Below are 512 nucleotides of genomic sequence, written 5' to 3' on the forward strand. Positions count from 1 at the left end.
CCCCAGCCGCCCCCCGAGAAGGAGACGCCGTGACCGCGTTCCGCAGCCCGGCCCGCCCGGCACCCCTGGCGCCGGCCCCCGTGTGGTGGCAGGAGTCGCTGCCCCCGGCCGACGACCTGTGGGGGGTGGAGTGGCTGTTCACCCGCCGCGCGGTGGACCACTTCCCGGGCGAGGGCGCGATGGCCGGGTTCAACCTCGGTGACCACGTGGGCGACGACGCCGGACGCGTCACCGCCCACCGCCGCTCGGTGGCCCGCGGCCTGGGCGTGGGGCTGGAGGACCTGCACTGGATGCACCAGGTGCACGGGGCGCGGGTGCGCGTGGTGGACGCCGAGTCCACCGCCCACGTGCCGGCCGGGTCGCACGTGCTGCCGGAGTCCGACGGACTCGTGGTGGACGCCGCGGGGCGCCTGGCCGCCGGCATCGAGCCGGGGGCGGCGATGGTGGTCGTGGCCGACTGCACGCCGGTGCTGCTGGTGGACCGCGAGCGGGGGCTGGCCGCCGCGGCCCAC

Annotated in this window: 1 protein-coding gene; it reads left to right on the forward strand. The window is 78.3% G+C overall.

The features are described from left to right. Positions 1-29: 29 nt before the first annotated feature. Positions 30-512: laccase domain-containing protein (locus HMPREF3099_RS06835; RefSeq protein ID WP_141762037.1), on the forward strand; the 483-nt coding region annotated here is incomplete at its 3' end.

The sequence above is a fragment of the Kytococcus sp. HMSC28H12 genome, assembly GCF_001816045.1.
Lineage (GTDB): Bacteria > Actinomycetota > Actinomycetes > Actinomycetales > Dermatophilaceae > Kytococcus > Kytococcus schroeteri.